The organism is Acidovorax sp. GW460-11-11-14-LB4 (assembly GCF_059423685.1).
Window position 1 is genome coordinate 57,615 of sequence record NZ_JBWKYJ010000002.1, and the last position, 12,305, is coordinate 69,919.

A 12,305-nucleotide genomic window follows, 5' to 3' on the forward strand; every position below is an offset into this window, starting at 1 on the left:
GTCTGCACGCGTCGCTGGTGCGCCTTTGGTCTGTGGCGCCTGGAATGGCCCCTGCTGTTCCGCCACAATTGGCAGCAGCCGACAGCACGGCCTCTTTTGTAAACTGGATACCCCATGAAGTTCGTCGACGAAGCCTTTATTGACATTGCCGCAGGTGATGGTGGCAATGGCTGCGTGTCGTTCCGGCACGAAAAATACAAGGAGTTCGGCGGTCCCAATGGTGGTGACGGTGGGCGCGGGGGGCATGTGTTTGCTGTGGCCGATCCCAACCTGAATACCCTGGTGGACTATCGCTACTCGCGCCGTCACGAGGCCAAACGCGGTGAGCATGGCATGGGCTCCGATATGTTCGGCGCAGCGGGCACGGACATCACACTCAAGATGCCGGTCGGGACCATCATCACCGACGCCGAGACGGGTGAAGTTCTGTATGAGCTGCTGACCCCGGGCGAGGTCATCACCATCGCCAAAGGCGGTGATGGCGGCTTTGGCAACATGCGTTTCAAGAGCGCTATCAACCGGGCCCCGCGTCAAAAAACACCGGGCTGGCCGGGCGAGAAGAAGAATCTGAAGCTGGAGCTGAAGGTGCTGGCCGACGTGGGCCTGCTGGGTATGCCGAATGCCGGCAAGTCCACCTTCATCACGGCCGTGTCCAATGCGCGACCAAAGATTGCGGATTACCCGTTCACCACGCTGCACCCCAACCTAGGCGTCGTGCGGGTGGGGCCTGAGCAGAGCTTTGTTGTAGCCGACATCCCCGGTCTGATCGAGGGAGCTTCCGAGGGCGCTGGCTTGGGCCACCAGTTCCTGCGCCATCTGCAACGCACGCGTTTGCTGCTGCACATCGTGGACTTGGCGCCGTTTGACGATGCTGTGGACCCGGTGGCTCAGGCCAAGGCCATCGTGAACGAGCTCAAGAAATACGACCAGCAGCTTTACAACAAGCCGCGTTGGCTGGTGCTGAACAAGCTGGACATGGTTCCCGCTGATGAGCGTGAGGCGCGCGTGAAGGATTTTGTGAAGCGCTTCAAATGGAAGGGGCCGGTGTTTGAGATCTCGGCCCTCACGCGTGAGGGCTGTGAGCCACTGATTCACGCCATCTTCCGCCATGTGCAGTCCGAGCAGCGCACGGAGAACGAGCCGGTGGAGGTGGATCCCCGTTTCGCCGGCGATGCGCCAGCCTGACGCGTCGGCGCTCAGAGGATAGGAATTGCTACGTTTTTAATAGCTACTCAGGCATGAAGCAGTAGCGCTATCGGCATCAAAGACATCAAAATGGTTTCCAGCGTATTGAGAGATGCCCGCCGCATCGTGGTGAAGGTGGGCTCCAGCCTTGTGACCAACGAAGGGCGTGGACTGGATGAAACCGCCATCGGTGAGTGGAGTCGCCAACTGGCCGCGCTGGTGCGTGGCGTAGGGGGTGCCCCACGCGAGGTGGTGATGGTGTCCAGCGGTGCCATTGCCGAAGGCATGAAGCGCCTGGGCTGGACCACAAGACCCCAGGAAATCCACGAACTGCAGGCTGCCGCAGCGGTGGGGCAGATGGGGCTGGCGCAGATGTACGAAACCAAGCTGCGCGAGCAGGGGATGGGCAGCGCGCAGGTACTGCTTACCCATGCCGATCTGGCGGACCGTGAGCGCTATCTCAATGCGCGCTCCACCTTGCTCACGCTGCTGCGTTTGGGCGTGGTGCCGGTGATCAACGAAAACGACACGGTGGTCAATGACGAGATTAAGTTTGGCGACAACGACACGCTGGGTGCGCTGGTGGCCAACCTTGTGGAAGCCGACGCCCTGATCATCCTCACAGACCAGAAGGGGCTCTACACCGCCGACCCACGCCGTGATCCGTCTGCGCAGTTTGTGCATGAGGCCAAAGCGGGTGATCTTGCTCTGGAAGCGATGGCGGGCGGTGCAGGCTCCAGCATTGGCAAAGGCGGCATGATCACCAAGATTCTGGCGGCCAAGCGCGCTGCAGGCTCTGGGGCATCGACCGTGATCGCCTGGGGGCGCGAATCCGACGTATTGGTCCGTTTGGTGAGTGGTGAGGCGTTGGGTACTTTGCTGGTTGCCCAGACACAGAAAAAGCAGGCCCGCAAGCAGTGGATGGCGGACCATTTGCAACTGCGTGGCTCCGTGGTGGTGGACGCTGGGGCTGCGGCCAAGGTGCGCGACGAAGGCAAAAGCCTGCTGCCCATCGGCATGACGGCAGTGGAGGGGGACTTTTCGCGCGGCGACGTGATTGCCGTGCGCGACGGGTCTGGGGCAGAGATTGCACGCGGCTTGGCCAACTATGCAGCGGCGGAAGCCCGCCTTCTGTGCCGCAAGCCGTCGACGGAGTTTGAGAAACTGCTGGGCTACATGGCTGAGCCAGAAATGGTGCACCGCGACAATCTCGTGTTGGCGCAGGGCGCATAGGGACTGACTGCGCGCATCAATCCTTGTCGATTCAGGACTGAGCGGATTCGCCCATCAAAACAAAACGCCTGCAGATGCAGGCGTTTTTCATGGTGCGATGCCAGGGTCAGCGCGGTGTGTCTGATACCGATGGCATGCCGTCGAGTTCTCCCGGCATGCTGTTTTGAGGATCGGGATCAAAACTGGCGCCTGGAGGGAGCTCCATGCCAGGGTTGACCAGCATGGAGCCCGTGCGGAACATGTTGGCGACGCCCGCATGTTCGCCCTCGCGGGTGCGTAAACCGCTGCGCAAATAGCGGTTGCGCTGCTCGTGTCGCGGCAGATAGCGGGCCAGTTCAGTGAGCGCCATCTCATAGACACCGCGTTTGAACTCGACCACCACATCCAGTGGAACCCAGTAGTCGTTCCACCGCCAAGCGTCAAACTCCGGGTGATTGGTCGCGCGCAGGTTCAGATCCCAGTCGTGCCCCATCAATTGCAATAGGTACCAGATCTGCTTCTGGCCCTTGTAGTGGCCGCGCGCATCGCGGCGGATGTACCGGTCAGGCACCTCATAGCGCAACCAGTCCCGGGTGCGGGCCACCACGCGAACGTGGTTGGGCAATAATCCCACCTCCTCATGCAGCTCGCGGAACATGGCTTGCTCGGGGGTCTCACCCCGGTCAATGCCACCCTGCGGGAACTGCCAGCTGTGGGTGCGTATGCGCTTGCCCCAAAACACCTGGTTTTTCTGGTTGAGCAGGATGATGCCGACGTTCGGCCGAAAGCCGTCCCGGTCAAGCATAATCAAACCCCAAATTTTTAAACTGTGTCCATTATGCACGGCGCCTAGCGCGCAGCAAGTGGACGGCCCCGTTCTGCCTGCAATCGACTCCCGATGAAAGCCTCCCAATTCTTCATTTCCACCCTCAAGGAAGCTCCGGCGGACGCCGAAGTGGTCAGCCACAAACTCATGACGCGGGCCGGGCTGATCAAGAAGCTGGGCGCTGGCATCTATAACTACATGCCTCTGGGCCTGCGCGTGATCCGCAAGGTGGAAGCCATCGTGCGCGAAGAGATGAACCGCGCGGGTGCTGTCGAGCTGACCATGCCCGTGGTGCAGCCCGCTGAGCTCTGGCAGGAAACGGGGCGCTTTGAGAAAATGGGCCCCGAGCTGCTGCGCATCCAGGATCGCCATGGTCGCGACTTCGTGGTGCAGCCGACCAGCGAAGAAGTGATCACTGACATCGCCCGTCAAGAGCTCAAGAGTTACAAGCAGCTGCCGAAGAACTTTTACCAGATCCAGACCAAGTTCCGCGACGAGCGCCGCCCCCGCTTTGGCCTCATGCGCGGACGTGAGTTCATCATGAAGGATGCCTACAGCTTTGACCGCGACCAAGTGGCCGCCAAGGCCAGCTACCAGGTGATGGCCGCAGCCTACCGGCGGATTTTCGATCGCTTCGGCCTGACCTACCGTGCCGTGGCCGCTGACAGCGGCGCCATCGGGGGGGACCTGTCGGAAGAATTCCAGGTGATTGCCGCCACGGGCGAAGACGCCATCGTCTACTGCCCGCAGAGCGACTACGCCGCTAATATGGAAAAGGCGGAGGCGCTGGCCCCCGTCGGACCACGCGGCGCAGCCACCCAGGCGCTGACCAAAACAGCCACCCCAGGCAAGAGCACCTGTGCCGATGTGGCAGAACTGCTGGGTGTTCCGCTGAACACCACGGTCAAGTCACTGGTGCTGGCCACGGACGAAACCAACGAAGCGGGTGAGATCGTCAAGACCCAGGTGTGGCTGCTGCTGCTGCGCGGCGACCACGACATGAACGAGATCAAGGTTGGCAAGGTGCCCGGACTGGCGGGCTTCCGCTTCGCGACGCTGGGCGAAATTGAGGACCACTTTGGCTGCAAGCCGGGTTACCTGGGTCCCATCGGCCTGAAGAAGCCTTTGAAGATCGTGGCAGACCGCGAAGTCGCTGTGATGGCCGACTGGATCTGCGGCGCCAACGAAGTGGACTTTCACATCACCGGCGTCAACTGGAGCCGCGACCTGCCGGAGCCCGACATGGTGGCCGACCTGCGCAACGTGGTGGCGGGCGACCGCTCCCCCGACGGCAAGGGCGAGCTGGCGATCGAACGCGGCATTGAAGTGGGCCATGTGTTCTACCTGGGCACCAAGTACAGCAAGGGCATGAACGCGACCTTCCTGGGCGACGACGGCAAGCCGGCATTCTTCGAGATGGGCTGCTACGGCATTGGCGTGACACGCCTGCCTGCCGCCGCCATTGAACAAAACCATGACGAGCGCGGCATCATCTGGCCGGACGCGATTGCGCCGTTCACCGTGGTGGTCTGCCCCGTGGGCATGGACCGCAGCGAGGCCGTCAAGGCCACTGCCGAGCAACTGTATGCCGGCCTGCTGGCTGCGGGCGTGGACGTGATCCTGGACGACCGTGGCGAGCGCCCCGGCGCGATGTTTGCCGACTGGGAACTGATCGGCGTGCCACACCGCGTGACCATTGGCGACAAGAGCCTGAAAGAGGGTGTTGTCGAGTACCAGCACCGCCGGGACGCCGCCGCCACCAAGGTGGCCGTGGCCGACATCCTGGCCCATGTGAAGGGTCGTATGGCTGTATGAGCAAGAGCGGCGTCACTCTGAGCGCTCCGTGGGCTGCGACTTCTGGCGGCCCCGTGGGGATGTCGCGCCGCGGCTGTCTGGTGTCGCTGGCTTCGCTGGCAGCGCCCGCCGCCTGGCTGGGCGCTCCGCAGGTGGCGCACGCTGGCGGGCAGCTGGAGGAGCCCCTGATGGACTCGGTGCGCACCGCACTCAGCTCTGCCATTGCCAACCAGGCGCCGCCCGAGCCGGAGTTTTTTACCACTGAAGCGCGCCTGCACTACCTGCGGTGGCTGGGCACGCAGAGTGATCGCCTGCGGCCGCGCAAACCGGACCTGGAAGTACGCCGCGACTTTTTGCAGACGGTCTGGTACGAATCCAAGCGCGCCGGGCTGGATGTGTCCTTGGTCCTGGGGCTGATCCAGGTAGAAAGCGGATTCCGCAAGTTTGCGGTGTCCAGCGTCGGAGCGCGGGGCTACATGCAGGTCATGCCCTTCTGGACGCGCGTGATTGGCGATGGCGACCCGGGCAAGCTGTTCCACATGCAGACCAACCTGCGTTTTGGCTGCGTCATTCTGCGCCACTACATTGACCGGGAGCAGGGCGATTTGTTCATGGCGCTTGGACGCTACAACGGCAGCCGAGGCCGGTCGCCGTACCCGGATGCCGTCTTTGGAGCGCAGCGCAAGTGGCTTTTTGCCGATCGGCCACAGTCGCCGGCCGCATAGAACGATCAGCGTGGCGGTGACACGGGCCGCGCCTTGGTCACTCCACGGCGGTTCCCGTCGGTGCTGACGGGCTCGGGGCCGATGCACCAGGGGCTCCGCCCAGCCTGGAGACCATGACCTGATCGATGCGGTAGCTGTCCACGTCCAGCACCTCAAACTTGTAGCCGCCCCAGCTCACGCTGTCAGTACGGCGTGGCACGCGGCGCAGCATCACCATCAGGAAGCCCGCCAGGGTTTCGTACTCGCCGGTGTGCGGCAACTCGTCCAGCGACAGGGCGTGCAGCACATCCTCAATGGGGGTGACCCCATCGATGAGCCAGGAGTTCTCATCCCGTCGCACGATCTGCTCTTCGTCCGCCGGGCCCACCAGGTCACCCATCACGGTGCTCATGACATCGTTGAGCGTGACCACACCGACCACCAGGCTGTACTCGTTCACAATGACGGCAAAGTCCTCGTGGACTTGGCGGAACTGCTCCAGCACCTCCGACAGGGTCAGCCGGTCGGGCACGATCAGCACCTTGCGCACCAGGCTGTCGTCGGCCAGCGAAATCGGCTGGTTGTTCAGCACGCGCTGGAACAAATCCTTGGCATCCACATAGCCCACCACGTGGTCGATGTCGCCTTCGCACACCGGGTAGGTCGAAAACGGCTCGGCAGCGATGCGCAGGCGGATGACGGAGTCGGGCTCGTCGCGCAGAAAAAATGCAATGCGGTCGCGCGGCGACATGGCGCTGGACACCGTGCGCGTGTCCAACTCAAACACGTTGGTGATGACCTGCTGCTCGCGCGCCGCCAGCACCCCGGCACGCGCGCCTGCCTCCATCATGGCCAGGATATCGTCTGAGGTGATGCGGTCATCGCGCAGCGATGACAACCCCAACAGGCGGAACAGCGCGTCGGCCCCCCGGCTGTAGAACCACACCAGCGGCCGCAACAGCGTCATGCACCAGGCCATGGGCTGTGCCAGCCGCACCACCAGCCGCTCGGGCTCTGCCATGCCCAGGCGTTTGGGGAACAGATCGGCAAACAGGATGAACAGCGAGGTGATGATGAGGAAAGACGCCAGGAACCCCGCCCGCTCGGCCGTGGGCCCCGACATCCACAGCGCAAACAGCTCGCTGAAATGCGGGCTCAGCGCACCTTCGCCCACGATACCGCCCAGGATGGCCACGGCGTTCTGCCCTACCTGCACCACCGTGAAGTAGTCGCCCGGCTGCTCCTGCATGCGCAGCACCCGGTCCGCACGTGCGTCGCCTTCATCGGCCATTTGGCGCAGGCGCAGGCGGCGGGCGGCCGCGAGCGAAATCTCGGCCATGGAGAAAAAGGCGCTGGCTGCAATCAGCAGCCCGATCACGAAGAGGCTTTGGGACAGGGTCATGGGACGAAGGCGGAACCGGAGTACAGCGGTACACCGGGCCACCAAGTGTATCTGGGCACCTTGCACACGGGCCCGCTGACGCGCCTTGTGACGCATGCCCCTGCCGCCCCATGCCGCTGCATGGTGTGGCAGGGGGAAGGGTGGCGCGTGCGGGCGACCGCGTCGCGCTATCTACTGCACAAAGCCAATCCGGCTGCGCCCCGTGGCGGCCTTCGGCAGGTCGGTGATCTCCACCGTGGACCGGCGGTCCAGCCGCGCGTTGCCAAAACCCGTCATCAGCGCCCGCCGCATTTCGCGCGGGGGCATCTGTGCCAGGTGGTCCAGCACGTCGTCCGTCGGCTCCGGGTCCAGCAGGCGACCCCAGTCGTGCCCCGCGCGGATGCCCTGGTACAGGTTGCGCGCAATGGTGCGGGCCTGCTCCAGCGTGGGCGCCTCCACCTCGAACACGTTCATGCGGTTCAGGATGGGATCGGGAATGCCGCGTGTGTCGTTGGCGGTGGTAATCCAGATGACCTGGCTCGCGTCGATGGCCACCTCGGCAAACTCATCGGTAAAGCTCTGGGCGGTGTCGTACTCCAGCAAGCTGTACAGCGCACCCAGCGGGTCGTACTGCGCATCGCTGCTGGCCTTGTCGATCTCGTCCACCACGATGACGGGATTGGCATATTCGCCCTCCACCAGCGCCTCGAACACCTTGCCAGGGCGCGCGCCCTTCCACTGCGCCGACGAGCCCGACAGCAGCCAGCCTGCGGTCATGGAACTCATGGGCAGCAGGTTCATGCCCGTACCCAGCAGCTCGGCCAGGTGGCGCGCGAAGTGGGTCTTGCCGATTCCGGGCGGGCCCAGCAGCAGCATGGGTGTGACCTCCAGGCCATCGCTGCTGTCCTGCGCCAGCGCCACGTGGCGCTTCACGTCGTCCAGCACCTCGGTGAAGTTGGGCAACTGCTCGTACAGGCTGGCCATGTCGGGGATGCCCGAGGGCTTGACCTGAAAACGCTCCGGGCCGCGCTCCAGCATGCGCTCGTACACGGTGCGCAGGGTTTCGTATTCCCTCTGGTTGCCGGACTCCTGCAGGCGAGCGAGCTTGCGCTCTACATCGCCCGGGTGGAACACATTGCGCATCTGGGCCACCGGCAAGCGCAGGGCAGGTGGCTGGGGAACAAGGCTATGGCTGGTCATTGCATGCTCCTGTGAGGGTTACGTCACGCAATCATTCAAGCACACAACATGCCCGCTGCTCCATCGGAAAAGCCCCTGATTGGTGCCTCTGTTGCGGGCAAACAAAAAGGCCGCCCGAAGGCGGCCTGATGGCGGGTGAGGCAAGGGTCGCTTCGATCAGCCCTCGGTGCCCAGCACTTGCTTGAGTTCGCCCGACTCATACATCTCCATCATGATGTCCGAGCCGCCGATGAACTCGCCCTTCACATACAGCTGCGGGATCGTGGGCCAGTTGCTGTATTCCTTGATGCCCTGGCGAATTTCGTCGTCTTCGAGCACGTTGACGGTGACCACGCTCTTCGGGTCCACGCCACAGGCCTTGAGGATCTGGATGGCGCGGCCGGAGAAGCCACACATGGGGAAGCTGGCGCTGCCCTTCATGAACAGCAGGATGTCGCTGGATTTGACGAGGCCGTCGATGCGTTGTTGGGTGTCGCTCATGGGAATACTCCTTGAAAGAGGCTGCGGGCGAATGGATGCTGAGGGCCCGCGATGGAGGGATTATTTCACTGTCGGCCATTGCCCGCCTGTGCAGCGTGCGATGTCGGCAAGGTCATTGCGGCTTTGTACCCGCACAAAGCCCTGGGCGGCAAGCAGCGCCTGCACGGCGTCTGCCTGGTCGTAGCCATGCTCCAGCAGCAGCCAGCCGCCCGGCCGCAGGTGGGTGGGCGCCTGGGCGACGATGGCGCGGATGTCTTCGAGGCCGTCCGCGCCGCTGGCCAGGGCTTGCAGGGGTTCGTGCGTCAGCGCGGCCAGGTGTGGGTCGGCGCTGGCGATGTAGGGGGGGTTGGAGACGATGGCGTCGAATGGCCCCTCCACTCCCACCAGCCAGTTGGCCTGCCGAAACTGCACGGGCAGGCCCAGCCGCTCAGCGTTGGCCTGCGCCACGGCCAGTGCATCGGCGCTGGCATCTACCGCCAGCATCTGGGCGTCGGCACGCTGGCTTTGCAGTGCCAACGCAATGGCGCCGCTGCCGGTGCCCAGGTCTACCACGCGTGGTGATGTCAGCGGGGCGATCACCTCCAGCGCCCAGTCCACCAGCGTTTCGGTGTCAGGGCGCGGGTCCAGCACGCGCGCGTCCACCTGCAGCGGTAGGCCGTAGAACTCCTTGCGGCCGGTGAGGTAGGCCACGGGCTCGCCCGCCACGCGGCGCTGGCACAGGGCAATGAACTGGGTGTGTGTGGTCTCGTCCAGTGCGTCGGTATCGTGCGCCAGCAGCCAGGCACGGCCAGCATCAGGGCGGCCCAAGGCATGCAGCAGCAGCAGTTGCGCGTCGATGCGTTGCAGGCCCAGGGTGTGGGCTTGCGCCAAGGCCTGGGCAAGGGTGGGAGAGGCGGTGTTGTTCACTATTGTTTTGATAGCTGCAAAGGCATATGAATCGTGCGCTATCAGCCAGTTTGACCCAAATTTTTCTGTGCTTAACCGTTGGAACCCATTTCCAGCTCTTCAAGCTGCTCGGCCTCGCGCGCATGGGCCAGGGCCTGCAGCACGTCGCCCAGGTCGCCTTCCATCACGTACAGCAGCTTGTACAGCGTGAGGTTGATGCGGTGGTCCGTGAGCCGCCCCTGCGGGAAGTTGTAGGTGCGGATGCGGTCGCTGCGGTCGCCGCTGCCGATCAGGCCCTTGCGCAGCGCGGCCTCCTTGGCGGCGCGTTCGCTGCGTTCTTTCTCTTGAATGCGGGCCTGCAGCACCTGCAGCGCCTTGGCCTTGTTGCTGTGCTGGCTGCGGCCGTCTTGGCATTCGGCCACGATGCCGGTGGGCAAGTGCACCACGCGCACGGCCGAGTCGGTCTTGTTGATGTGTTGGCCACCGGCGCCGCTGGCGCGAAAGGTGTCGATGCGCAGGTCGGCCGGGTTGAGCTTGATGGCCTCGTGCTCGTCGGGCTCGGGCATCACGGCCACGGTGCAGGCGCTGGTGTGGATGCGGCCCTGGGTTTCGGTGGCGGGCACGCGCTGCACGCGGTGGCCGCCGGATTCGAATTTGAGAGCCCCGTAAACATGGTCACCCTCTATGCGCAGCACGATTTCCTTGTAGCCGCCGAGCTCGGCCGCGTTCTCGCTAACCACCTCCACCTTCCAGCCTACGTTGGCGGCGTAGCGGGTGTACATGCGCGTGAGGTCGCCTGCGAACAGCGCCGATTCGTCACCACCCGTGCCCGCGCGGATTTCCACAAACGCGTTGCGCGCGTCGTCGGGGTCCTTCGGTAAAAGAAGGCGCTGCAGTTCGTCTTCCAGTTGCAGCAGCTCGGCCTCGGCACTGGTGATTTCTTCTTGTGCCATCTCGGCCATGTCGGGGTCGGCCAGCATCTCGCGCGCACTCGCCAGGTCGGCCTCGCGCTGCTGGTAGCGGGCGTAGCGGCCTGCGACCTGTGTGACCTCGGCGTGCTCGACGGAGATGCGCCGGTACTGCGCCATGTCGCTCATGATGTCTTCGCGCGAGAGCAGGAAGTCGAGTTCGCCCAGGCGCTGTGCGTAGCGCTCCAGCTGGCTTCGGAGAAAGGGTTTCATGGAATTCTGGAAAAATGATTTGCTACAGATTTGGTAGCATGTGGCGCATGTAAATCATGCGCCTGGGGCCGATTTGGCTCAAATCGGAACGGCTGTGGAGCGGGCGAGCGCCGCTACAGGCCTTTGTTGTTGGGCGTCTTGCTTTGCGAGCGCAGGAACAGGCGCGAGACGGTCTGGGCGGTCTGGGCGCGCATCTCGGCGTCGCCCGCGCGCAGCTCGGCCAGGGTGCCGTGCAGCATTTTCTGTGTGAGGCCGCGCGAGAGCGCTTCGAGCACGGCGTCCACGTCCTCGCCCTTGGCCAGCAGCTTCTTGGCACGGGCGATTTCCAGCGCGCGCCACTCGTCCGTCTGGGCGTTGAGCTGCTGGATCAGCGGCACCACGCCCCCCTCGGCTGCGGCGGGGCTGCGCAGCTCCATCCAGTGCATGAAGCTCTGCACGCCCGCGTCGATGATGGCCTCGGCCTGCGCCACGGCGGCCTGGCGGTTGGCTTGTGCCGTCTGCACCACGGTGGCCAGGTCGTCCACGGTGTACAGGTAGACGTCGCCCAGGGCCTTGACCTCGGGTTCGATGTCGCGGGGCACGGCCAGATCGACCATGAACATCGGACGGTGGCGGCGCTTCTTGAGGGCGCGCTCCACGGCGCCCAGGCCGATGATGGGTAGGCTGCTGGCGGTGCAGCTGATGACGGCGTCGAATTCGTGCAGGCGCTCGGGCAGGTCGGCCAGGCGCATCACCTCGCCGCCAAAGCGGGTGGCCAGCTTTTCGCCGCGTTCCAGCGTGCGGTTGGCAATGGCGATCTGCTTAGGGTTCTTGGCGGCGAAGTGCGTGGCGCACAGCTCGATCATCTCGCCCGCGCCGACGAACAGCACGCGGATCTTGGAGAGGTCTTCAAACAGCTGGCTGGCCAGGCGCACGGCGGCGGCGGCCATGCTGATGCTGTGTGCGCCGATCTCGGTGCTGGTGCGCACCTCCTTGGCCACGGCAAAGCTGCGCTGGAAAAGCTGGTTGAGCGTGGTGCCTAAAGCGCCGGCCGTCTCGGCGGCGCGTACCGCGTCTTTCATCTGGCCCAGGATCTGGGCCTCGCCCAGCACCATGGAATCGAGCCCACTGGCCACGCGGAAGGCGTGGCGTGCGACGAGACTGTCTTCCAGCGTGTAGGAGTGCGAGCGCAGCAGCGCGGGGCTCACGCCGCCGCTGTGGGCCAGCCAGCCCAGCGTGTGGTCCACTGCGGGCTGGTCGCCGGCACAGTAAATTTCGGTGCGATTGCAGGTGGAGATGATGGCGGTTTCCACCCCAGGGTGGCGGCTGGCAGCGCCGCCAGAGTGGCCCAGCGACTGGCGCAAACCGTGCAGCGTGGGGGCGATCTGATCGAGCGCAAACGCAAACCGGCCGCGCAGATCGAGCGGCGCGGTGGTGTGGTTGATGCCGAGGGCCCAGACTGCCATAAGCTGCAATTA

Annotated in this window: 11 protein-coding genes; 4 read left to right on the forward strand and 7 right to left on the reverse strand. The window is 64.2% G+C overall.

What is annotated here, in order from left to right; all coding sequences use genetic code 11:
• The first annotated feature begins 114 nt into the window (after nucleotides 1-114).
• Nucleotides 115-1,185: an Obg family GTPase CgtA gene (gene cgtA, locus AC07X4_RS01835; RefSeq protein ID WP_056747278.1), complete on the forward strand. Its 1,071-nt coding sequence runs from the start codon at nucleotides 115-117 to the stop codon at nucleotides 1,183-1,185.
• Between the two features lie 90 nt (nucleotides 1,186-1,275).
• Nucleotides 1,276-2,418, forward strand: a complete 1,143-nt coding sequence (proB, locus tag AC07X4_RS01840; RefSeq protein ID WP_056060322.1) for a glutamate 5-kinase — start codon at nucleotides 1,276-1,278, stop codon at nucleotides 2,416-2,418.
• Between the two features lie 106 nt (nucleotides 2,419-2,524).
• On the opposite strand, the gene AC07X4_RS01845 is transcribed toward proB, so the two are convergent.
• The gene (locus AC07X4_RS01845; protein ID WP_056060325.1) at nucleotides 2,525-3,202 is read right to left on the reverse strand and encodes an RNA pyrophosphohydrolase; all 678 of its coding nucleotides are present in this window, start codon (nucleotides 3,200-3,202) and stop codon (nucleotides 2,525-2,527) included.
• 93 nt (nucleotides 3,203-3,295) lie between these two features.
• Between AC07X4_RS01845 and AC07X4_RS01850 the strand changes: the two genes are divergently transcribed.
• Both AC07X4_RS01850 and AC07X4_RS01855 read left to right on the forward strand, forming a co-directional pair.
• Complete coding sequence (locus tag AC07X4_RS01850; RefSeq protein ID WP_494739041.1) at nucleotides 3,296-5,038, forward strand: proline--tRNA ligase; 1,743 nt, start codon at nucleotides 3,296-3,298, stop codon at nucleotides 5,036-5,038.
• Nucleotides 5,035-5,742, forward strand: coding sequence for a lytic transglycosylase domain-containing protein (locus AC07X4_RS01855; RefSeq protein WP_121943689.1), 708 nt, complete (start codon nucleotides 5,035-5,037; stop codon nucleotides 5,740-5,742). Before AC07X4_RS01850 ends, AC07X4_RS01855 begins: the two co-directional genes overlap by 4 nt.
• A 37-nt stretch (nucleotides 5,743-5,779) precedes the next feature.
• Here the strand turns inward: AC07X4_RS01855 and paeA are convergent, their stop codons facing one another.
• The 6 genes from paeA to hemA form a co-directional block, all read right to left on the reverse strand.
• Nucleotides 5,780-7,123 (reverse strand): polyamine export protein PaeA, encoded by a 1,344-nt coding sequence (gene paeA / locus AC07X4_RS01860; RefSeq protein ID WP_056060334.1) that lies wholly within the window; start codon nucleotides 7,121-7,123, stop codon nucleotides 5,780-5,782.
• A gap of 171 nt (nucleotides 7,124-7,294) precedes the next feature.
• Complete coding sequence (locus tag AC07X4_RS01865) at nucleotides 7,295-8,302, reverse strand: AAA family ATPase (RefSeq protein WP_099731088.1); 1,008 nt, start codon at nucleotides 8,300-8,302, stop codon at nucleotides 7,295-7,297.
• A gap of 156 nt (nucleotides 8,303-8,458) precedes the next feature.
• Nucleotides 8,459-8,782 carry a Grx4 family monothiol glutaredoxin gene (gene grxD, locus AC07X4_RS01870; RefSeq protein WP_056060339.1) on the reverse strand — a complete coding sequence of 108 codons (324 nt, stop codon included), beginning with the start codon at nucleotides 8,780-8,782 and terminating at the stop codon, nucleotides 8,459-8,461.
• A gap of 60 nt (nucleotides 8,783-8,842) precedes the next feature.
• The gene (gene prmC / locus AC07X4_RS01875) at nucleotides 8,843-9,688 is read right to left on the reverse strand and encodes a peptide chain release factor N(5)-glutamine methyltransferase (protein ID WP_494739042.1); all 846 of its coding nucleotides are present in this window, start codon (nucleotides 9,686-9,688) and stop codon (nucleotides 8,843-8,845) included.
• Nucleotides 9,689-9,759: 71 nt separating this feature from the next.
• Nucleotides 9,760-10,848 (reverse strand): peptide chain release factor 1, encoded by a 1,089-nt coding sequence (gene prfA, locus AC07X4_RS01880; RefSeq protein WP_494739043.1) that lies wholly within the window; start codon nucleotides 10,846-10,848, stop codon nucleotides 9,760-9,762.
• Between the two features lie 113 nt (nucleotides 10,849-10,961).
• Nucleotides 10,962-12,293 (reverse strand): glutamyl-tRNA reductase, encoded by a 1,332-nt coding sequence (gene hemA, locus AC07X4_RS01885; RefSeq protein WP_494739044.1) that lies wholly within the window; start codon nucleotides 12,291-12,293, stop codon nucleotides 10,962-10,964.
• Nucleotides 12,294-12,305: the final 12 nt, after the last annotated feature.

Excerpts from the sequence above, each read along its gene's own strand:
- paeA (WP_056060334.1), bottom strand. The coding sequence starts at position 7,123 with ATGACCCTGTCCCAAAGCCTCTTCGTGATCGGGCTGCTGATTGCAGCC.
- prfA (WP_494739043.1), bottom strand. The coding sequence starts at position 10,848 with ATGAAACCCTTTCTCCGAAGCCAGCTGGAGCGCTACGCACAGCGCCTG.
- proB (WP_056060322.1), top strand. The coding sequence starts at position 1,276 with ATGGTTTCCAGCGTATTGAGAGATGCCCGCCGCATCGTGGTGAAGGTG.
- cgtA (WP_056747278.1), top strand. The coding sequence starts at position 115 with ATGAAGTTCGTCGACGAAGCCTTTATTGACATTGCCGCAGGTGATGGT.
- hemA (WP_494739044.1), bottom strand. The coding sequence starts at position 12,293 with ATGGCAGTCTGGGCCCTCGGCATCAACCACACCACCGCGCCGCTCGAT.
- AC07X4_RS01865 (WP_099731088.1), bottom strand. The coding sequence starts at position 8,302 with ATGACCAGCCATAGCCTTGTTCCCCAGCCACCTGCCCTGCGCTTGCCG.
- AC07X4_RS01850 (WP_494739041.1), top strand. The coding sequence starts at position 3,296 with ATGAAAGCCTCCCAATTCTTCATTTCCACCCTCAAGGAAGCTCCGGCG.
- AC07X4_RS01855 (WP_121943689.1), top strand. The coding sequence starts at position 5,035 with ATGAGCAAGAGCGGCGTCACTCTGAGCGCTCCGTGGGCTGCGACTTCT.
- grxD (WP_056060339.1), bottom strand. The coding sequence starts at position 8,782 with ATGAGCGACACCCAACAACGCATCGACGGCCTCGTCAAATCCAGCGAC.
- AC07X4_RS01845 (WP_056060325.1), bottom strand. The coding sequence starts at position 3,202 with ATGCTTGACCGGGACGGCTTTCGGCCGAACGTCGGCATCATCCTGCTC.